18 protein-coding genes are annotated in these 19,518 nt (G+C 67.5%); 13 read left to right on the forward strand and 5 right to left on the reverse strand.

Features of this window, described 5'->3' with window-relative positions; all coding sequences use genetic code 11:
* Window positions 1-491: MCE family protein (locus ACZYVJ_RS24985; protein WP_463833885.1), on the forward strand; the 491-nt coding region annotated here is incomplete at its 5' end.
* A gap of 64 nt (window positions 492-555) precedes the next feature.
* On the opposite strand, the gene ACZYVJ_RS24990 is transcribed toward ACZYVJ_RS24985, so the two are convergent.
* Window positions 556-1,473, reverse strand: coding sequence for a DMT family transporter (locus ACZYVJ_RS24990; RefSeq protein WP_463833887.1), 918 nt, complete (start codon window positions 1,471-1,473; stop codon window positions 556-558).
* A 113-nt stretch (window positions 1,474-1,586) separates the two neighbouring features.
* Entirely contained in the window at window positions 1,587-2,480 is an 894-nt protein-coding gene (locus ACZYVJ_RS24995) for an oxidoreductase (RefSeq protein ID WP_463833888.1), read from the reverse strand.
* 149 nt (window positions 2,481-2,629) lie between these two features.
* Here ACZYVJ_RS24995 and ACZYVJ_RS25000 point away from each other — a divergent pair, with 149 nt between their 5' ends.
* The 9 genes from ACZYVJ_RS25000 (at window position 2,630) to ACZYVJ_RS25040 (ending at window position 13,506) form a co-directional block, all read left to right on the forward strand.
* Complete coding sequence (locus tag ACZYVJ_RS25000) at window positions 2,630-3,622, forward strand: diacylglycerol/lipid kinase family protein (RefSeq protein WP_463833889.1); 993 nt, start codon at window positions 2,630-2,632, stop codon at window positions 3,620-3,622.
* A 417-nt stretch (window positions 3,623-4,039) separates the two neighbouring features.
* Window positions 4,040-7,291: a thioester reductase domain-containing protein gene (locus ACZYVJ_RS25005; RefSeq protein ID WP_463833891.1), complete on the forward strand. Its 3,252-nt coding sequence runs from the start codon at window positions 4,040-4,042 to the stop codon at window positions 7,289-7,291.
* 88 nt (window positions 7,292-7,379) lie between these two features.
* Window positions 7,380-8,288, forward strand: coding sequence for a metal-dependent hydrolase (locus tag ACZYVJ_RS25010; protein WP_463833892.1), 909 nt, complete (start codon window positions 7,380-7,382; stop codon window positions 8,286-8,288).
* Window positions 8,289-8,290: 2 nt separating this feature from the next.
* Window positions 8,291-9,220, forward strand: coding sequence for an alpha/beta fold hydrolase (locus ACZYVJ_RS25015; RefSeq protein WP_463833893.1), 930 nt, complete (start codon window positions 8,291-8,293; stop codon window positions 9,218-9,220).
* Between the two features lie 2 nt (window positions 9,221-9,222).
* Complete coding sequence (locus ACZYVJ_RS25020; RefSeq protein WP_463834045.1) at window positions 9,223-10,305, forward strand: PDR/VanB family oxidoreductase; 1,083 nt, start codon at window positions 9,223-9,225, stop codon at window positions 10,303-10,305.
* 32 nt (window positions 10,306-10,337) lie between these two features.
* Window positions 10,338-11,525 (forward strand): cation:proton antiporter, encoded by a 1,188-nt coding sequence (locus ACZYVJ_RS25025; protein WP_463833894.1) that lies wholly within the window; start codon window positions 10,338-10,340, stop codon window positions 11,523-11,525.
* Window positions 11,526-11,583: 58 nt separating this feature from the next.
* On the forward strand, window positions 11,584-11,718 hold the full coding sequence (locus ACZYVJ_RS25030) for a hypothetical protein (RefSeq protein WP_463833895.1): 135 nt from the start codon (window positions 11,584-11,586) through the stop codon (window positions 11,716-11,718).
* A 49-nt stretch (window positions 11,719-11,767) separates the two neighbouring features.
* The gene (locus ACZYVJ_RS25035; RefSeq protein ID WP_463833896.1) at window positions 11,768-12,058 is read left to right on the forward strand and encodes a YiaA/YiaB family inner membrane protein; all 291 of its coding nucleotides are present in this window, start codon (window positions 11,768-11,770) and stop codon (window positions 12,056-12,058) included.
* A gap of 131 nt (window positions 12,059-12,189) precedes the next feature.
* Window positions 12,190-13,506, forward strand: coding sequence for an acyltransferase family protein (locus tag ACZYVJ_RS25040; RefSeq protein ID WP_463833897.1), 1,317 nt, complete (start codon window positions 12,190-12,192; stop codon window positions 13,504-13,506).
* Between the two features lie 51 nt (window positions 13,507-13,557).
* Here ACZYVJ_RS25040 and ACZYVJ_RS25045 read toward each other — a convergent pair whose 3' ends face one another.
* Entirely contained in the window at window positions 13,558-14,223 is a 666-nt protein-coding gene (locus tag ACZYVJ_RS25045; protein ID WP_463833899.1) for a response regulator, read from the reverse strand.
* Window positions 14,213-15,373: a MacS family sensor histidine kinase gene (gene macS / locus ACZYVJ_RS25050; protein ID WP_463833901.1), complete on the reverse strand. Its 1,161-nt coding sequence runs from the start codon at window positions 15,371-15,373 to the stop codon at window positions 14,213-14,215. Before macS ends, ACZYVJ_RS25045 begins: the two co-directional genes overlap by 11 nt.
* Before the next feature lie 141 nt (window positions 15,374-15,514).
* Here macS and ACZYVJ_RS25055 point away from each other — a divergent pair, with 141 nt between their 5' ends.
* Window positions 15,515-16,489, forward strand: a complete 975-nt coding sequence (locus ACZYVJ_RS25055) for an Acg family FMN-binding oxidoreductase (protein WP_463833903.1) — start codon at window positions 15,515-15,517, stop codon at window positions 16,487-16,489.
* A 9-nt stretch (window positions 16,490-16,498) separates the two neighbouring features.
* On the opposite strand, the gene ACZYVJ_RS25060 is transcribed toward ACZYVJ_RS25055, so the two are convergent.
* Entirely contained in the window at window positions 16,499-16,915 is a 417-nt protein-coding gene (locus ACZYVJ_RS25060; RefSeq protein WP_463833905.1) for a pyridoxamine 5'-phosphate oxidase family protein, read from the reverse strand.
* Between the two features lie 220 nt (window positions 16,916-17,135).
* Between ACZYVJ_RS25060 and ACZYVJ_RS25065 the strand changes: the two genes are divergently transcribed.
* Together ACZYVJ_RS25065 and ACZYVJ_RS25070 are read left to right on the forward strand one after the other, a co-directional pair.
* Window positions 17,136-17,804: a response regulator gene (locus tag ACZYVJ_RS25065; RefSeq protein WP_463833906.1), complete on the forward strand. Its 669-nt coding sequence runs from the start codon at window positions 17,136-17,138 to the stop codon at window positions 17,802-17,804.
* A gap of 59 nt (window positions 17,805-17,863) precedes the next feature.
* The gene (locus tag ACZYVJ_RS25070) at window positions 17,864-19,513 is read left to right on the forward strand and encodes a sensor histidine kinase (protein WP_463834046.1); all 1,650 of its coding nucleotides are present in this window, start codon (window positions 17,864-17,866) and stop codon (window positions 19,511-19,513) included.
* The last annotated feature ends 5 nt before the right edge of the window (window positions 19,514-19,518 follow it).

Raw genomic sequence — 19,518 nt, forward strand, 5'->3', positions numbered from 1 at the left:
CGTATTTGGCGCGCGGCGCCGCGGATCTGGTGCCGACCGCGCAGCTGCTGGATACCTACAGCCCGGAAATCTATTGCTTGATGCGCAGCGAACACGATGCGCTGCCGGCCACCGGTGCGTCCGAGGGCGGGTTCAACGGCTACTCGCTCAACATGGACACCGAGGTGCTCTCCGGGCTGGGGCTGATAGCGAACCCGGTGTCCGCGGTGCCCGTCATCGCGTCGCTGGTGGGCGGGATCGCCGGGGTGGTCGGTGGTGCGCCGAACCCCTACATCTATCCCGAGAATCTGCCCCGGGTGAACGCGCGCGGCGGCCCCGGTGGCGCCCCGGGGTGCTGGCAGAAAGTCACTCGCGATCTGTGGCCGGCACCCGAGCTCATCATGGACACGGGCAACAGCATCGCGCCCTACAACCACCTGGACACCGGATCGCCGTATGCGATCGAGTACGTCTGGGGCCGCCAAGTCGGCGACAACACCATCAACCCGTAGCCGCGTGCGCCCGGCGCCGTCGGGTGGTGAAAATGCTTACCGGGCAAGGTAATCCGTCGGCCGCTCAGGCTTGGGAGGCGGCCTTCGACCTGGCGCTGGCTTTCACATCATGCCCCGCCCCGGCCGACATGGACGCGGCCTCGCCGCGAGCCAAACCGACCGTGGCGACGATCACCACGACGAGCGTCACCGCGAGCACGACCCACTCCCAGCCGCCGGCCTCCAACGTCTCGGCAAGCACGATGATGCCGAGGATCCCGCCCACTACGGGCTTCGCCACGATGATCGTCGGCAGCGAGGCGGTGAGCGCGCCCGCTCGGTATGCCGATTGGTGATAGATCATTCCGGCCGCCCCGCAGAGCACCAGCGCGTACAGCTCGAAGGAGAACCACACCTGGCCCGGCTGGTGCTCCAGGATGTCGACGACGCCCTTCATCAGGACCGCGAACACCGCCAGCAGCGTGCCGGCCACCGCCGCCAGCAGCAGCGCCGCGACCGGGCGGTCCGCCCAGATCCGCGCGCCGAGCAATCCCAGCAGCAACAGTGGGCCGATCGCCACGGCCACCACGATCCACGTGTGCAGCGGCGCACGCTGCTGGCCGCCGGTCGGGTCTCCGACCGCGATGAGCACTGCCAGCGCCACCGCCAGCACCAGCGCCCAGCTCCACTCCCGCCGGGTGATGGGGTTACCGGTCATCCGCGAGTAGATCGGCAGCGCGAACAGGAGCGCCGTCACCTGCAAGGACATCACCAGCAGTACCGAGCCCTTGTCCAGCGCGGCGGCCAGCAGCACGTAACTGCCGATGTCGCCCAAACCGCCCAGCCACCAACGCTTGTCGCGCAGCAGCATGCCGAACAATGTCAGGTGGCCGACCCGTTTGTCGGTGACTTCCTGCGCGGAACGTTGCCGGACCACGTTGCCGATCGCGGACGCCAGCGCGGCGCACAGCGCGATAACGGCCGCCAGATGCGCGTCCGACATGGCATTGCCTCCTCGCTGGATGCGGTTGCGCTACCCACCCAATCTAGCCGCGCCCCGCGCGGTGGGCGCGCCACTGGGCTGCCCGGGCCGAGGGGCGGGGCGGCAGGGACGCCTCAGAGCGGGAATTTCGCCCCGGTGAGCTGCTCGGACAGTTCCCAAAGGGCCGTGGCGGTGCCGGCGCGCTTTGCCGGCCAGTTGCGCCATGTCGGCTGGGTGCGCCCGTACAAGCCGAATCGCGGGCCGACGAAGGTGCCGCCCGGCAAATTCTGCGAGACCGCGTACAGCGTCTGGCGGGCACCGAAGTCGGCGTCGGTGGACACGATCCGGTCGACCGCCAGGACCGCCGCGTCGCCCAGCTTGCGGCCGGAGTTTCCCTGCAGGTTGGTGTGCGACCACCCAGGGTGGGCGGCCAGGGCGCGCAGCGAGGTGGCGACGCCGTCCAAGCGCCGCTGCAGTTCCTTGGTGAACAGCAGGTTGGCCAGCTTCGACTGGCTGTAGGCCAGCCAGGCCGAATACGGCCGGGACTCGAAGTTGAGGTCTTTGACGCTGATGTAGCCGAAGTGGTGCATCAGCGAGGACACCGTCACCACGCGGTCGGTCAGCTTGGGCAGCAGCAGGTTGGTCAACGCGAAGTGGCCGAGGTGGTTGGTGCCGATCTGGCCCTCGAAGCCGTCGACTGTGACGGCGTGTTTGGTGGCCATGATGCCGGCGTTGTTGACCAGGACGTCGACCGAGTGGATGCCCTCGGCAAAGCGCCGCACCGAGGACAGGTCTTGCAGGTCGAGTTGGCGCACCTCGGCTGTCCCGGCCGCTTTCCCGTTTGCCGCGGCGGTCATGCGCGCGGCGGCCGCCCGGCCCTTGTCGGTGTTGCGGACGGCCAGGATGACGTGGCCGCCGACCCGAACCAACTCGCGGGCGGTGATCTCGCCCAGCCCGGCGTTGGCCCCGGTGATGATGACGGTTCGTCCGGCGAACGAGGGCAGCTCCGCTGCGGTCCAATCGGGCATGGCAGACACCCTAACTTCGCAATTGCAGCGGGCGTTGTTCGGCCAAGGAGCGTTGCGTCGGCGGGCAGCGGCGTTGTCGGTCTACGGATACGCCCAGGTATCGTGCCTGGGATGGCCAGCGAAAGCCCACCTGCAGCGGGGATCGCCGGATGTATGTAGGCGTCATCGTCAATCCGAAAGCACGGAAGAATCGCGCCGCTCCCGCCGACCGCATCGCCGAACTGCGTCGCATCGTCGGCTCCCGCGGCGAGGTGCACGAGACCAACTCGATCGAGGAGCTTCGCGACGCCATCCGGCAGCTCGCGCCGCGGGTCACCCATCTGGTGGGCGACGGCGGCGACGGCGCACTGCACTGGTTGATCAACGAGATCGAGCGCTGCATCAGCGATCCGCAGCGCTGGCCCGCGTTCGTCCCGACCAACGGCGGCAGCGTCAACGCCGTCGCGCGCAAGGCCCGGGTGCGCGGGCGACCCGAAGCGATCATCCGTGCGCTGGCCGCCGCCACCGAGGCGGATCGGCTACCGCCCGACGTGAGCCTGGACACGTTGGCGCTCGACGGCGAAACCGCCGACGGCGCAGCGTTTCACCGGCTGTGCTTCGGGCTGGCGGCCGGGGGCGTCGGAAACCGTTTCTACGACCGGTATTACGACTCACCCGATCACAATCGGGTGGCCGTCGCCCGAGTGATCGCCCGCAGCTTCGGCGACTACATCACCTCCAAGGTCGCCCCCAGCCGCGTGAAGACGCCGAACTACGCCTCCATCCTGTTCACTCCGACGCGGGCGCGCGTGGTCATCGACGGTGACGAGGTCCCGTCGCGCACGCACAGCCTGCTGCACGCCGGCGCGATCGACCTACGCATCGGCGGCCCGCTTCGGTTGTTCCCCAAGGCTTCCGAACCCGGTGCGCTGCATTTTCAGGCCGGAAACCTACGGCCATCCATGATCGTGGCGCAGCTCCCGACGGCCCTGACCAACGGCATGCTCCGCGGCGAAGGGCTACGCGATGTCATCGGCCACGAGATGATCATCGAAGCCGAGGATGAGCCGCTGTCGCCCATCATCGACGGTGAGCGTTTCCTCGGCATCGTCAAGCTGGTGGCCCGCGCGGGCCCGCGGATCCGCATCGCCCGGCCCGCGTAGCGGCGTCCGCGGCCACGGCTTGCCGGGCCCGCCGGACTCATCAGAATTTGCGCTTTTGGCTTTGCAATTTCGACACTAGGTGTGACGAAGGTTAAAGTCTGATCTTGGGTTGTCCACACGTTTTGCCGCGAATAGTAAATGCGTGAATTCGTAGATACGCAGTTCAGTACTTCATGGCGAAGAACAGCGGTAATGCCTGGTCGACGACCACTGAGATACTGAAGTACATATGCGCGTAGATCAGCATCCGTGCAATTAATTTTGGCTTCTAAGTTTATCCTGTGAATGTAGTGTGCGAGGGCCATTAATGCAGCTCGAGGTTTTGCTCGGAGTAACGCGCAGCGCTACATTAGTTTTATATTCACGACGGAAGTCGTTCTCGGGCTGTGCCGACATGGAAGGGGGATCACTCCCACGATGGAGACGCTGATCGATTACCTGCAGATGTGGGAAGCGCGGAGGCCGGACCAGACCCTCTTCCGGTTTGTCGACGCCGACGGCCGCGAACTCGAGCACTACAGCTACCAGGCCTTCGCCGAACGCACCCGCGAGCTGGCCGCCTACCTGTCCCAGGAAGCCGGCCTGAAGTCAGGCGATCGTGCGCTGCTCGTCTACCCGCCCGGTCTGGAGATGATCGCGGCGCTATATGCGTGCGCGCGCATCGGGGTGATCGCCGTTCCGGTCAGCCCTCCCTTGCCGATGTCCTTCGATTCCGGGCTCGCCAAGCTCCGCTTCATCGCCCGCGACTGCCAGGCCGTGGCCGTGCTGTCGACGAAGCAGTTCGAGTACGACTTCCGCCAGTTACTGGGCCAGCGCCATGGCGAGCAGATCTGGACGGGCGGGTCCGACACCGGCCTGCCTGAACTGCCGTGGTACGCGACGGACGCCGCGCAGGACTTCGGCGGCGCCCCGGTCGCGGACACTCCCGGCGAGGTGCTCTTCCTGCAGTACACGTCGGGCTCCACCAGCGACCCCAAGGGTGTGATCGTCACCCACGCCAACGTCATCGCCAACGGCTTCGCCTTCACCGGCGAAGTGGTGCTGGCCTCGTGGCTGCCGCAGCACCACGACATGGGGCTCATCTCGGCCTACATGTTCATCGTGCTGCTGGGCGGGTCGACGCACGCGATGTCGCCCCTGGACTTCCTCGCCCGGCCGTCGTCGTGGCTTCGGCTCATCAGCGACGTGCGCGCCACCCACACGCCTGGGCCCAACTTCGCGCTCGAATACTGCCTGCGCGAGGACAAGCTGCCCGACTCGGAGTTGGCCGGCGTCGACCTGAGCAGCCTCGAATGCATCGTGGTGGGCGCAGAGCCGTTGCGCGCCAACTCGTTCACCCGGTTCCGGGAGCGGTTCGCCGAGTACGGTTTGCGTCCCGAAGCGCTCACCGGCGCCTACGGCATGGCCGAATCCACGCTGATCGTGTCGATCCGCGGGCGCCAGACCATCGCGGTGAACAAGCGTGGGCTGGAGCGCAACGTCGCTCGCGTCGAAAAGGCGTTGCCGGAGAACAGCAATCAGGTCCGGTTGGTCAGCTGCGGTAAGCCGATCGATGGAACCTTGGTCCGCATCGTCGATCCCGAATCGCGGCAGGCGCTGCCCGACGGGCGGGTCGGCGAGGTCTGGCTGGCGGGACCCTCCAAGGGGGCCGGTTACTGGAACCGTCCGGAACTCACCGCGGAGATGTTCGGCGCCCGCGTCGCCGGCGATGACCAGCACACCTATCTGCGGACCGGCGATCTGGGCTTCCTCTACGAGGGCGAGCTCTTCGTCTGCGGCCGCAGCAAGGACCTGATCATCGTCCGCGGCGTCAACTGCTACCCCTCGGACATCGAAGCCGTCGTCGAGCGCACCGCCGCGCACGTTCGCAGCGGCTGCGTCGCCGCCTTCTCGGTCGAGCACGATGAGTCCGAAGCGCTGATCGTCGTCGCCGAGGTGCGCGACGAGCACAACCTTCCGGACGCCAAGGCCGTGGCTCGTGCGATCCGGCGGCACTGCCACATCGATCCGCATGCGATCGTCTTCGCACCGCCGCGCGGCATTCCCAAGACCACGTCGGGGAAGATCCGGCGCGCGTCGACCCGTCAACTCTGGCTGGACGACAAGCTGCCCGCCTTCACGAGCTGGATCAACCAGTCGGCCAACCGGACTCACCATGGCCTGGCTGCGGGTCCGCTGGAACGCTTCCGCAACCTCATCGAGAGCTACGACCTCACCGGCGACGAGGACTGCTCGTTCGCCGATCTCGGTATCGACTCCCTCGCGTTGGCCGAACTCCGCACCGACTTGCAGGCGCTGCTGGAGGAGCACGGCGCGGGCGAGCTGGCCGAAGACGTCAACACCCGCCTGCTGCAGCGGCTGACGGTGTCCGAATTCTTCGGGCTGATAAGCCAATTCGGCGCGGGATCCGGGCAGCCGCTTGAGGCCCTGTGCCGGGCGCTGGATCAGATCTCCGCCGAATACGAGGCCCACGAGGCCGCCCAGATGCGCGCCGACGCGGCACTGCCGCTGCCGGAACTGGCACCCGCGCGGCCGGGTGAGCCCACCGACCTCTTGCTCACCGGGGCGACCGGATTCCTGGGGCCGTTCCTGGTGAGCAGCCTGCTGGCGCGGACCTCCTACACGGTGCACGCACTGGTGCGCGCCACCGACGTCGCGCACGGCCTGGACCGCATCGTCGCATCGCTGCGCCGCGCCCAGCTGTGGACGCCGGCGCTGGAAGCCGACGTGCGCGCACGGGTCCGCATCGTCTGCGGCGATCTCGCCGAGCCCGCGCTGGGCATCGGCGAGGCGGCCTTCCAGCAGCTGGCGCAGGACGTCGATGCCGTCGTGCACAACGGTGCCCTGGTCAACTACGTGCGGACCTACGACGCCCTGCGTCCCGCCAACGTGGAGGGCACCCGCGAGCTGTTGCGGCTGGCAATGACCAACCACCGCAAGGCTTTCCACCTCGTCTCCAGCACGTTCATCTACGGCTGGAGCACCGAGCCGGTGGTCGGGGAGTGGGATGCAAACGAAAGGATGGCCGGCCTGGACTTCGGCTACTCGCAGACCAAGTGGGTCGGCGAGCAGCTGGCACTGGCCGCGCAGCGCAAGGGGCTCGACGTCCGCATCTACCGGCCCTCGCTGATCTCGCCGACCCGCGCGGGCTTCGGCAGCCAGGACGACATCCTGGTGCGGTTGACGGCATTCATGATCGAGCACGGCGTCGCCGTCAACGCGCTCAACCAGATCAGCCTGCTGCCTGCGGACTTGATCGCGGATCACATCGTCACGCTGATGGGCCTGCCCGACGAGTCGGGCAGCGTCTTCAACATGACCGCGGACGACTACTACAACCTCACCGACGTCACCAGGATCCTGTCCGAGCGGTACGGGTATCGCTTTGAGTACCACGACATCCCGTCGTTCACCGAGCAGCTGAACCGCCGCTGCACGCCGAACGACCAGATGTACCCGCTGGTCGACTTCCTCACCAGGTCGGCGGACAAGATCGCGGCGATGCGGGACAAGCGCTACGACAACACCCAGTATCGCCACCGGCGGGGGCTGACCAATGTCCGCCTGCGCGAGCCGGCCCTGACCGAAACGGTCGATCATCTGGTCCGGTTCTTGCGCAGCGAGCGTTTGATCACTGAGGTGGAGGATGCGGCGCAGCGCAGCGCCTAGCCTTACGATCGGGCGACGGACGCGGCGATCGCAAGCGCGGCGAAGCCGGGCGCAGCGGGTCGCCGCATCACGGAAAGGGGTGGCCACGATGTTCACCGTCGATGACAAGGCAACGGGCCCGCACGACGCTTCGCTCGACCACGAGCGGATCGTCCTGCAGGCGCGTGACGTCGACTTCGACTGGTCGACGCTGCCGTTCTACTACGTGCCCAACGAGCCCTTCACCACCCACTTCTGCAACGTGCTGCACCTGTTGTTGCCGGCGGGTGAGGAATTCATCGTCGACGCCTTCAAAGACACCTTGCCGCTGATCAAAGACGATCAACTGCGGCGCGATGTGCAGGGATTCATCAGCCAGGAGGCTATGCATTCCCAGGCGCACGCGGGGGTGCTCGGGCACTTCGCGGTCAAAGACATCGACGTGACGCCGTTCACCGACCAAATGCGTTGGCTGTTCGGTCAGCTCATCGGCGATCGGCCTGGGTGGAGTCCGCGGCGGCGCCAAAGCTGGTTGCTCGAGCGGGTATCGATGGTGGCCGCACTCGAGCACTACACCGCCATCCTTGGCGAATGGATTCTCGACACCCCGCAGCACGACGCCATGGGCACCGACCCGGTGATGCTGGACCTGCTGCGCTGGCACGGCGCCGAGGAGGTCGAGCACAAGGCGGTCGCCTTCGACACCATGAAGCACCTGCGCGCCGGGTATTGGCGGCAGGTGCGCACCCAGCTGCTGATCACGCCGGCGTTGCTGTGGTTGTTCGTCCGCGGGGTCCGGTTCATGTACTCCGTCGATCCCTACCTGCCACCCGGCACCAAACCGCGTTGGCGGGACTACTTCCGCGCCGCGCGTCGGGGTTTGGTGCCCGGGCCATTCCAGTTCCTGCGGGTCATCGGCGCCTACTACACCCCGAGTTTCCACCCATCCCAACTGGGCGGGGTCGGGCGCGCGGTCGACTACCTGGCCCGCTCACCCGCCGCCCGCGCGTCGCACTGACGATGACGACCGAAGTGGCTTCAACCACGGTCGTCGCCTCCGACGGCGTGCGATTGGCGGTGCACACCTACACCGACATCGACCCCGGGCGGCCGACCATTCTGGCCATCCACGGCTACCCGGACAACCACCACGTCTGGGATCCGGTGGCAACCACATTGGGCCGCCGATTCAATGTCGTGGCGTACGACGTGCGTGGCGCCGGCCAATCCTCAACGCCGGCAGGGCGTTCGGGGTATCGGCTCCCGAAGCTGGTCGCCGACGTCGGTGCGGTGATCGAGCGCCTGGGCGTGGACAACGTGCACCTGCTGGCCCACGACTGGGGGTCGATCCAGGCCTGGGCGGCGGTCACCGATGACGCGGTGATGGGCAAGATCGCCTCATTCACGTCGGTCTCCGGGCCCCACCTGAACTACGCGGGCAAGTTCCTGCGCTCAGCGCGCACGCCGCGGGCGCTGTTCGACGTGGCCAAACAGATTCTGGCCTCGTCCTACATCTGGTTCTTCCTGTGCCCGGCCGTACCGGAGCTGGCGATCCGGTCCCGGGCGACGGTGAAAGTCTTTGAGACGGTTGAGCGTATCGGTGGATCGAGCACCCGCAGCGGGCGCGGTACGGCGTACCGCTCGGTCGATGACTACCTCAACGGGCTTAATCTGTATCGAGCGAACATGCCCGCACCGATCCTGTCACCCCCTGCGCAACTGCCGCAGACCACCGTTCCGGTGCAGGTGCTGGTCGCGCGCCAGGACTATTTCGTATCGCCCGCCCTGCAACGGTTTACCGGGTCCATCCCGGAGGGCAGCAGGGTCGTGACGATCGAGGGCGGCCACTGGGTGGTGACCGCGTACCCCGACGTCATCGCCCGGCTCACCGCTGAGTGGGTCGATCTGATCGCACAGTCCACCGACCGTCGCAGCCTCGGCCAGATGTGAGGATCGTTGTGGCACAGACTATTTGGGATGGAATTCCGGCCGACTTGTACGGCCGCCGCAAGCGTGACCGGATGTACACCGCGTTGTACGGGGTCGGTGCGTTGTTCGGCGGCCTGGCGTCGGCGTCGCGGTGGACGTCTTCGCGGGTGCAGTCCGTGCAGCGCACCACCACCGCGGTCGTCACCAACCGCGAGTTGCTGGCGCCCGATGTGGTCGCGTTGACGCTGGCCGACCCGGCCGGTGGGCTGTTGCCGTCCTGGACACCCGGAGCGCATATCGACGTTCGGCTGCCATCGGGTCGCCGCCGCCAATACTCGCTGTGTGGTTCACCCGGCCGGCGCACGGACTATCGCATTGCGGTGCGCCGCATCGCCGGGGGCGGCGGTGGCTCGATTGAAATGCACGACACCTTCCACGTGGGCGACAAATTCGAGTTCGAAGGGCCCCGCAACGCGTTCTATCTCGTCACCGACGAGCGCGAGGTGTTGTTCGTGATCGGCGGCATCGGGGTGACGCCGATCCTGCCCATGATCCAGACGGCCCAGCAGTGCGGAATCAATTGGCATGCCGTGTATGCGGGTCGCGGCCGGGAATACATGCCGCTGCTGGACGAGGTGGTGGCGGTGGACCCGGCCCGGGTCATCGTGTGGGCCGACGACGAGCGCGGCCGAGTGCCTACCGCGTCCGACTTGCTTGCCGACGCCGGGCCGGCGACCGCCGTCTACGTGTGTGGCCCCACCGCCATGCTGGAATCGGTGCGCACCGCGCGTAACGAACACGCGAACGCGCCGCTGCACTATGAGCGTTTCGGGCCGCCGCCGGTGGTCGATGGCGTTCCTTTCGAGTTGGAGCTTGCCCGCTCGCAGCGGGTGCTCAGTGTGCCGGGGAACCGCTCGGCCCTGGATGTCATGCTCGACCGCGATTCGACCACCGCGTACTCCTGTCAGCAGGGGTTCTGCGGCACCTGCAAGGTGAAAGTGCTTGGCGGGCAGGTCGATCGCCGCGGACGCGCCGCGGAGGGTGATGACGAGATGCTGGTCTGCGTTTCCCGCGCGAAATCCGGGCGTGTGGTGATCGACGCCTGAGCGCGGTGATGCGCCACGTTTGACCCCGCACCGTGCAAAATGACCACGTGCAGGGATTCGGCTTTCCCACCTTGGCGCTGCTGACCGCTGTCGGTTTCGCCGGCCCTGTACTGGCCGCCGTGCCGCGCCTGCGGATACCGGTGATCGTTGGCGAGCTGCTCGCGGGTCTGGTCATCGGCAAGACCGGTTTCGGCGTCGTCGATGCCTCCGACCCCACCTTCCAATTGTTCGCCAACATCGGCTTCGCGCTGGTGATGTTCGTGGTGGGCAGCCACGTCCCGGTCCGCGACCCCGCGATGCGTTCGGCCGTGCCGACGGCATTGGCGCGAGCGGTCCTGGCCGGCGCCGCGGCGGCGGCCCTGGGGTTCTGGCTGGCCACGCAGTTCGGCACCGGACACGCGGCGCTCTACGCGGTGCTGATGGCCTCGTCCTCGGCGGCCGTGACGTTGCCGATGATCGACTCGTTGCGATTGCGTGGCCCGCAGGTGTTGTCCGTGACCGCGCAGATCGCCATCGCAAATGCTGCCTGTATCGTGTTGCTGCCCTTAGTGATTGACTTTCGTCACGCGGCCACGGCGGCGCTGGGCGGGTTGGCTGTCACGGGCTGCGCGGTGCTGCTTTTCGTGGTGCTGCGCTGGGTCGACCGCCGGGGCTGGCGTCAGCGCATGCACGACTATTCGCACAAGAACCAGTTGGCGCTGGAATTGCGGATCAACCTGCTGGTGCTGTTCGGGCTGGCGATGCTGGCCGTCAGCACCGACGTGTCGATCATGCTGGCGGGCTTCGCTCTGGGTCTGGTGATCGCCATGGTCGGCGAACCGCGGCGGCTGGCGCGTCAGTTGTTCGGCATCACCGAGGGTTTCTTCAGCCCGGTGTTCTTCGTCTGGCTCGGCGCCTCGCTGCAGGTGCGCGAGCTGGGTTCGCAACCGAAATACATTCTGCTCGGCGTCGGCCTGGGGCTCGGCGGCGTGCTGGCGCATTGCGCGGGACGCCTGCTCGGCCAGCCGATCACGTATGCGGTGATGTCCTCCACGCAGCTCGGTGTGGCGGTGGCCGCCGCCACCATCGGCACCCAACAGCACCTGCTTGCCCCGGGCGAAGCCTCGGCGTTGATGTTCGGCTCCCTGCTGACCATCGCCTGCACATCGATCGCGGGTGCACTGGCGGCGCGCGGCCAGGATTCCGCCGAACCGGAGGAGCCCGCCCAGGCCGCCAAGTAACCGCGGCAGGTCAATTCTCGTCGGGCATAACAGGTGTCGATGACCTACATCGGCCGCGGTGGTCAAACCGCTCGTGGACTCCGAGTTCGCCGCCGTCGAGGTCGCGACGGGGGGCGCCGCGGTGCTCGGGGTGTGCTCCGCGGGCGCGGCGGCGCTGCTGATGCGGCCCCGGCGATCGCACCGCCGAATCTGAGTAGTCTTACGGATCCCCGCCAACGGTCCGCTGCCGCAGGCTTATTGGTATGACCGTTCCCAGCAGCATGTCGAAAACCACCGCCGCCTTCTTCGTTCAGGCCGCCGTCGCGTTCGCGATCAGCTTCGTGGCCGCACTCGGCGGAATCTACTTCCTCCCGCTTGACCCGTGGCCACGATTGTTCCTCGGTGTCACCTTCTTATTCCTGGTGTCGAGCGCATTCACCCTGGCCAAGGTGATCCGTGACCAGCAGGAGGCGGCCACCGTGCGGGTACGACTCGACGAAGCCCGCATCGAAAGGCTGCTCGCCGACTACGACCCGCTCAATGCCCCGAACTGAGTAGTACTACTCAGCCTCAACGCGTAGAAGCGCGCAGGCGCGCGCCCGGGCCATCGGCGATGCTTCTCTCATCGCACGACTCCCTCTCCACCGCAACGCATTCGCATCAGCAGAAGGGCTATTTCGCTGCCATGACAACTCTTGTGAAGTTTCCCGACGTCGCCGAGGTGGCCGCGAGCACGCCGGCCGATCGCGATCGCGTCCTGGACGTCATCCGCATCACCTCCTTGGTCGGCGTGGTGCTCGGCCATACCGTGATGGCGGCCAGCATTATTCGCAACCACGTCTTGATCTGGGACAACCTGCTCACCACCTCGGTGCTGTTCCAGGCGATGACGTGGCTGCTGCAGATCATGCCGCTGTTCTTCTTCGCCGGCGCCGCGGCCTGCGTGTCCTCCTGGGCGCCCGGCACCAACTGGGGAGACTGGCTGCTGAAGCGCTGCACCAGGCCGTTTCGCCCGGTCTTCTACTACCTGGCATTCTGGGCCGTCACACTGACGGTGCTGTATCGGGCTCTGCCGCAACACATCTACGAGCCGATCGCCGGCGTCAGCACGCAGCTGCTCTGGTTCCTGGGGGCCTACGTCCTGGTGCTGGCCGCCATGCCCGTGCTGCACCGCATCACCACGGCCGGACGCCTGGCCGCCGGTGTGGCGACGGTTTACGGGGCGATCGTGCTCATCGACGCGATCCGGTTGCACTGTCCGGCGATGATGCCGCTGGGTTACCTCAACCTCGCCGTCTGGCTCATTCCCGCCATGTTCGGCGTGGCCTACCGTCGCGGGCTGCTCGGCGGGCGCGCCGCCCTGGCCGTGGCCGGCGCCTTCTTCGTCGCGGACGTCGCCCTGGTGCGCTGGGGGCCGTATCAGATCAGCATGGTCGGCACCGGTGGCCACCACCTGTCCAACACCAGCCCGCCGTCGCTACTGCTTGCCGGGCACGCAATCATCCTGAGCGCGTTGGCGATCGCGGCCGCGCCGGCGATCGCGCGCTGGGCGCAGCGGCCGCGGGTGTGGTGGTGGACCGCCATCGGCAACTCCGGCGCGATGACTTTGTACTTGTGGCACATGCCGGTGCTGCTGGGTGTGCACCTGGCCTTCGATTACCTTGGCCGCCCCCGCTTTCCGGGCGCGCCGGACTTCCTCGCCATCAGCCTCGCGCAGGTGCTCATCGTGGTTCTTGCGGTGGCGCTGCTGTTCATCGCGCTGAGGCCGCTGGAGAACAACCCGCTGTCCGGCTGGGACGGCGCGCCCACGGTGACGTCGCGCGGGCGGGGTAGGGCCATCGGCGCCCTGTTGTGCGTGGCCGGCGTGGCGCTGCTCGCCGCGATCCGGTGGGGACTCAAGGACGACGGGCTGGTGTGCATGGCCGTGGTGGTGACCGCACTGGTGACCGCGCGGATCTTGGCCCAGCACAACGGCGAAGTGCCGGCGCGGCTCACGCGGTAGCCGCGGGATCCGTTGACCCGCGGGGCAAGAGTTATCCGCCCGCCCCGCGGGTCACGGCTCTTCGTCCAGACCGTGCTCGATGGCGTAGCGGGCCAGTTCCACCCGGTTGGCGACCTGAAGCTTGCGAAACGTCGCCTGCACGTGGTTTTCCACCGTGCGGTGGCTCAACGAGAGCTTCTCGGCGATTTGCTTGGCGGACAGCCCTTTTGCGACGTAACGCAACACCTCCGTCTCGCGGTCGGTGAGGCTGGGACGGACTGGGCCGTCGTCCTTGCTCTGCGCGATGCGCCGGTATTCACCCAGCACCAGCCCGGCCAGGCTCGGGGTGAACACCGCCCGCCCGGCCGCCGTGGCCGTCACCGCCTCCGCCAGTTCGGCTTTCGAGGCGCTCTTGACCAGATACCCCGTCGCGCCGGCCTTGACCGCCTCCAGGACGTCCTCGCGTTCGTCGGAGGCGGACAGCACCAGCACCCGCGACGAGGGTGAGACCGCCAGCACCGCGGCGGTTGCCTGCGCGCCGTCGCCGTCGGTGAGCTGCATGTCCATCACCACCACGTCGGGCTTGACCACGCCCGCCCGCCGCTGGGCGGCGGCCACACCGTCGGCGGTGGCGACCACGGTGAATCCGCCCTCGGCGAGGTCGCGCGCGACCGCGTCGCGCCAGATCGGATGGTCGTCGACCACCATCACCGTCGTTGGCGTCACGTCATCCGCCATGGCGTCCCTCCCCGCGCGGCACGCACAACTCCCACTCGGTGCCTTCGCCCGGCTCGCTGTGCAATTCCGCACTGCCGCCCAACGACGCCAACCGTCCCACGATCGACTGGGAGATGCCAAGGCGCCCCTGACGCGCCGCTTCATCGAGGCGGCCTGCGGCAATCCCCACGCCGTCATCGCGGACACTGACCAGAACGGAATCGCCGAGGTCCTCCACGAGCACGAACGCGTGCGCATCCGGACCGGCATGGGCGACCACGTTGTCCAGCGCATTGCCCACCGCGGCGTCGAGTTCGGTTGCCGCCCAACGCCCTAACGGCACCGCGGTGGCCGGCAGGCTGATCGACACCCGATCGGACCCCCGGCACCGCAGCAGCGTGCGCAGGTCGACGGTGGCGCCGTCGGCGTCCTGATCGATGTCCGTGCACGCCAGCCAGCGCCGCAGCGCGCGTTCCTGCTCGCTCGCCAGGTCGGCGAGTTCGGCTGTAGCGCCACCGATTTCGTGTCCCTTCTTGGCGACCAGCGCCAGCACCTGGATGGCTCCGTCGTGGACCTCGCGGGACAGCCGGTCGCGTTCTTGCACCGCGGCCGTCAACCGGGCCGCGCGTTGCAGCTCGTCGTGGGCGCGTCGTGCGGTCTGCGCGGCCATACCGATGGCCATGCCGATCGCCAGTTCGATGATGACGGTGGCGTTGTGACCGAGGTTGAGCGCGAGGTAGTTCTTGACGACGAAATTGGTGGCCATCACCGCCAGGCCCGTCAGCATGCCGCCCGCTGGCCCGAACTGGATGGCGGCCGAAATCGTGGGATTGCTGGCCCACAACGTCGTCGGCCAGGTCTGGTTGTCGGCCGCCCATTGCGGGCTCGCGACGATATTGTTCGACCACATCAGCAAGACGACGACCACGAGCTCGGCGAGCACCCACGCCGGTTTGCGGCCGAAGCCCCGCAGATAGGCGAACGCGCACGCCGCGCTCCAGCCGATCAGCCCGGCAAAAAGCACCCAACCCAGTACGGGCCGAACCAGATCCGGGTTGATCGCGATTTGAAAGCCGGTGGCATAGATGCAGCTCAGCAGGCGGAATACCTGCGCGGCGCGCCACAGCGGCGTGGTGGGATCGGGGCTGTGATTCGCCATCGTGGTCAGCATAAAGGCGGATGGCCTCGCGGCGGACCGGCTACCGATATTGGCCAAAAGTCCCTTGAGCTAGAGCCGTCGTGCCCTCGCGGGGCCGCCGAGAACGCATGATCGTGGATAACGGCAAGCCGCTTGGCGAGAGGGGGACCGGGTATGGACACCCGCTTTCCGGACGCCGGAACCATCCGGACGGCCCTGACTTTGGCATCGCGCGCACCGTCGGTGCACAACACCCAACCGTGGCGGTGGCGAGTCGGCGCGGCCAGCCTGCAGCTGTACGCCGACCCCGGCCGTCAACTGCCCAACACCGACCCCGATGGGCGCGACCTGATCCTGAGTTGCGGCACGGCGCTGCACCACTGTGTCGCGGCGTTCGCGGCGGTGGGATGGCGATCCCGGGTGAGCCGGCTGCCGAACGCCGGCGACCCCACACACCTCGCCACGATCGAGCTTTCCGCTGCGCCCGCCGATTACGTCGACATCGCACTCGCCGCAGCCATCCCTCGGCGGCGAACCGATCGGCGCCACTACAGTTCCTGGCCGGTGCCGATGGGCGACATCGCGCTCATGGCGGCGCGCGCCGCCCGAATCGGCGTCACGCTGTGCCAGGTGGAAGACATCGACACGCTGCACGACATCGTCGCCGAATCCGTCCGCGATCACCTGACTCAGGACTATCTCGCCGAGCTCACGGCGTGGAGCGGGCGCTACTTTTCGGTCGCGGGCGTTCCCGCCCGCAACGCGCCGATATCGGATCCAGACGCCAAGATCCCGAGTCGGCTGTTCGCCGGTGCGGCGCTGCCGATGGCACCGAATTCGTCCTCGACCGACGACAATGCCGTGGTGCTGGCGCTGGGCACTCGCCACGACGACCGGCTGGCGCAGCTGCGCGCCGGTGAAGCCACCAGCGTCGTGCTGCTCACCGCGACATCGACGGGACTGGCCAGTTGCCCGGTGACCGAACCGCTCGAGACGGCCGAGACCCGCGAAGCCGTCCGCTCCGGCATCTTCGGCGACAGCAACTATCCGCAGATGCTGCTTCGGGTGGGCTGGGCGCCGATCAACGCCGACCCGTTGCCGGCGACGCCGCGACGCGACCTCGGCGACTTCGTCGAGTGGGCGACCTGATCACGGCCGCTAAACGTCACCCGGCGGCGACCCGAACTGGAACCGCCGGCCGGTGACGCTTTCGGGAACGATGCGCACATAGTGTGTCTTCTCCGGCCTGGTCCACGGCAATACCTGCGCGCGCTCGGCCTCCTCGAGTTCCTCCGGCGTGCGCAGCGAACGCGCCTTGCCCCGGATGATCACGCTCCATGCCTCGGCGAGGTTGTGGTCGTCGACCTCGAACAGCACCCGATTGTTGATCGCTGTGCTGACCAGCTTGGTTCCCGCCGCCGTGCGGAACAGCACGGTCCGGCGCTGGACGACATAGTTGACCGGAAAGATGTCGGGCTGGCCGTCGGCGTAGGTCACCAGCCGGCCCAGCGCCAGGCTGCCGACCAGCTCCCAGCATTCGTGCACCGGCAGGATGTCGACTCCGTCATCGGTCATCGAGGTTCCCTTCCTGCGTGTGCGGCTGGCGTCCGCAATGGGCCACTGCCGCAAGGCTATTGACCTGACATCGCTTAGAACGTCGGCCGAAGGTCCTCACCCGTGGTGACCAAAGTCGTTGAAGCCGTTGCTTCCCGACGGCTCTCGTCGAGAATATGGGATATTGGGTTGGTCTGCCGCAAATCTTTCCAGTTGCGAGACCGGCAGGAAAGGGCCCGCCATGGTCAAGGTGTTCCTGGTCGACGACCACGAAGTCGTCCGCCGCGGTCTTTCCGATCTGCTCGCGTCCGATCCCGATCTTCAGATCGTCGGCGAGGCGGGCACGGTGGCGGAGGCGAAAGCGCGGATACCGGCGTTGCAGCCCGACGTCGCCGTGCTCGATGTTCGCCTGCCCGATGGCAACGGCATCGAATTGTGCCGCGACCTGGTGTCGGACCATCCTGACCTGCGCTGCCTCATGCTGACGTCCTTCACGTCCGACGAGGCGATGCTCGAGGCGATCCTGGCCGGCGCCAGCGGGTTCGTCGTCAAGGACATCAAGGGCATGGAGCTGGCGCATGCGATCAAAGAGGTGGGTGCGGGTAAATCGCTGCTGGACAACCGGGCGGCCGCCGCGCTGATGGCGAAGCTGCGCGGCGCGACCACGCGCGACGACCCGCTGTCCGGGCTGACCGAGCAGGAACGCACGCTGCTCGGACTGCTCAGCGAAGGGTTGACCAACCGGCAGATCGCCGCGCGGATGTTCCTCGCGGAGAAGACGGTGAAGAACTACGTGTCGCGGTTGTTGGCCAAACTCGGCATGGAGCGTCGCACCCAGGCGGCGGTGTTCGCGTCGAAACTCAATCAGCGGTCCGGCCCACCGTCGACGCCGCCGGACTGGTCTGGGTGACCGGCGGCGAAAAGGGCTCGGCGTTCGCCGGACTCGGACAGCGTGGGCTGGTCGGCAGGATGCATGCCCAGCTCGACGAGCTGCTGGCCGCGCGCGATCAGATGGAGCAGTTGCTGCGGGTGATCGTGGAGATCGGCGCGGGCCTAGACCTGGACGCCACGCTGCACCGGATCATCAGCGCGGCAAGGGAATTGACCTCCGCCCCGTACGGTGCGCTGGCCATTCGCGATCGCGACGGCAACTTGATGTCGTTTGTCCACGGGGGCATGGACGCCGAGACGGTCCGGCGCATCGGGCACCTGCCGGTCGGCAAGGGGCTGTTGAGTTTGTCGCTGCTGGATACGCCCGCGCTGCGGATGGACGATCTGACCACGCACCACGCCGCGGTCGGTTTTCCCGAACACCATCCGCCGATGCGCGCTTTCCTCGCGGTCCCGATCACCATCCGCGGCACCGTGTTTGGCAATCTGTATCTCACCCACGTCGATCCGGCGCGGGTGTTCTCCGAGTCCGACGAGGTTGCCGCGCGCGCGTTGGCGTTCGCGGCCGCCGTCGCCATCGACAACGCGCAGGTCTTCGAACGCGAACGGACCTCGGTGAAGTGGATCGAGGCCAGCCGCGAGATCACCACCGCGCTGTTGTCGCGCCCCGAACCGCATCGGCGCCCCTTGCAACTGATCGCCGAACGCGCGCGCGTGCTGACCGATGCCGAACAGGCCATCGTGCTGGTGCCGGCCGACTCCGACGCATCCGACGACGACATCGACACGCTTGTGGTCTCCGCCGCGGTGGGGTTGCACGCCTCCGATGTGCTCGGTCAGCGGGTCCCGGTGGACGGTTCCACCAGTGGCGCGGTGTTCAAGTCCGGCGAACCGCTGATCACTGAGGAGTTGCGGTACCCGATCCAGGCCTTCACCGACGTCGGGCCGCGTCCGGCGATCCTGATGCCGCTGCGCGCCCGCGACGAGGTCGTCGGCGTGATCGCCATCGCCCGCGGCGCCGACCAGCCGCCGTTCGACGAGAGCTACCTGGACCTGGTCAGCGATTTCGCCACGCAGGCCGCGATAGCGCTGGCGCTTGCGTCGGCGCGCGATGACGCGCGGCAGCTGACCATCCTTGCGGAGCGCGAACGTATCGCGCATGACCTGCACGACCACGTCATACAGCGACTTTTCGCCGCCGGCATGAACCTGCAAGGCACGCTGGCCAGGGCCCGCTCGCCGGAGGTGGCCGACCGGCTCAATCGCACGCTCGACGACCTGCAGACCATCATCGAGGAGATCCGCACGACGATCTTCGCGCTCAAATCCCCGTTGGCCGCCAGCGGCGATTTCCGCCAGCGCATCCAGCGGGTGGTCGCCGACCTGACCGAAAACCGTGATCTCGTCACCACCGTGCGCCTGGACGGGCCGATGACCGCCGTGGGACCCGAGCTCGCCGACCAGGCCGAGGCGGTCACCACCGAGGCCGTGAGCAATGCGTTGCGTCATTCGGGCGCTTCGCGGCTGACCGTCGAAATCGGCGTCGCGGACATGTTCATTCTCAACGTGATTGACGACGGACGAGGTATTCCGGACGGCAACACGCGGCACAGCGGCCTGGCCAACATGAAGCGGCGCGCCGAGCAACTCGGCGGAACCTGTGAGATCACCGGCACGCCCGAGGGCGGCACCCGGGTGCACTGGGTCGCCCCGCTGATCAACCACTGAGGGCG

Source organism: Mycobacterium sp. IDUB_3, assembly GCF_055419585.1.